Source organism: Deinococcus aerius, assembly GCF_002897375.1.
GTDB classification, from domain to species: domain Bacteria; phylum Deinococcota; class Deinococci; order Deinococcales; family Deinococcaceae; genus Deinococcus; species Deinococcus aerius.
On sequence record NZ_BFAG01000034.1, the window covers coordinates 1 to 1,231 of the forward strand.

At 65.6% G+C, this 1,231-nt stretch carries 1 protein-coding gene; it reads right to left on the reverse strand.

Translation table 11 applies throughout. The annotated features are described in order from the left end of the window. Window position 1: 1 nt before the first annotated feature. The gene (tuf, locus tag DAERI_RS21690) at window positions 2-1,219 is read right to left on the reverse strand and encodes an elongation factor Tu (protein WP_103131518.1); all 1,218 of its coding nucleotides are present in this window, start codon (window positions 1,217-1,219) and stop codon (window positions 2-4) included. Window positions 1,220-1,231 lie beyond the last annotated feature (12 nt).

Genomic DNA, 1,231 nt, shown 5'->3' on the forward strand with positions numbered 1-1,231 from the left:
TTTACTCCAGGACCTTGGTGACGACGCCGGCGCCGACGGTGCGGCCACCCTCGCGGATGGCGAAGCGCAGCCCTTCTTCCATGGCGATCGGCTTGATCAGCTCGACGGTAAAGGTGACGTTGTCGCCCGGCATCACCATCTCCACGCCCTCGGCCAACTCCACCACACCGGTCACGTCCGTCGTGCGGAAGTAGAACTGCGGACGGTACCCCCCGAAGAACGCCGAGTGACGCCCCCCCTCATCCTTCGAGAGCACATACACGCTGGCCTCGAACTTGGTGTGCGGCTTGATGCTCCCCGGCTTGGCCAGCACCTGACCCCGCTCCACGTCGTCGCGAGCGACGCCGCGCAGCAGCACGCCCACGTTGTCCCCCGCCATGCCCTGATCCAGCAGCTTGCGGTGCATCTCCACACCCGTCACCGTGGTCTTCTTGGTGTCCCTCAGGCCGACGATCTCCACTTCGTCCTGCACCTTCACCACCCCGCGCTCCACACGCCCCGTCGCCACGGTGCCGCGGCCCGTGATGGTGAACACGTCCTCGACCGGCATCAGGAAGGCCTTGTCGGTGTCCCGCTCGGGGGTGGGGATGTACGAGTCGATGGCGTCCAGCAGTTCCCAGATCTTGTCCACCCACGGGTTCTCGCCGCGGTTGGTCTTGGGGTTGGCCTGCAGCGCTTCCAGCGCCTGCAGGGCGCTGCCCTTGATCACCGGCAGGTCATCCCCGGGGAACTCGTACTTGCTCAGAAGCTCGCGCACTTCCATCTCCACCAGCTCCAGCAGCTCCTCGTCGTCGACCATGTCCACCTTGTTCATGAACACGACGATGTAGGGCACGCCCACCTGGCGCGCCAGCAGGATGTGCTCGCGGGTCTGGGGCATCGGGCCGTCCGCGCTGGACACGACCAGGATGGCGCCGTCCATCTGCGCCGCACCGGTGATCATGTTCTTGACGTAGTCGGCGTGACCGGGGCAGTCGACGTGGCTGTAGTGGCGGGCGGGGGTGTTGTACTCGACGTGCGCGGTGTTGATGGTGATGCCGCGGGCCTTTTCCTCGGGCGCCTTGTCGATCTGGTCGTAGGCCAGCTTCTCGACGCTGGGGTCCATCGCCGCCGCCGTAAAGGTGATGGCCGCGGTCAGCGTGGTCTTGCCGTGGTCCACGTGCCCGATCGTCCCCACGTTCACGTGCGGCTTCGTCCTCTCAAACGTTCCTTTTGCCATGTTTATTCCTCC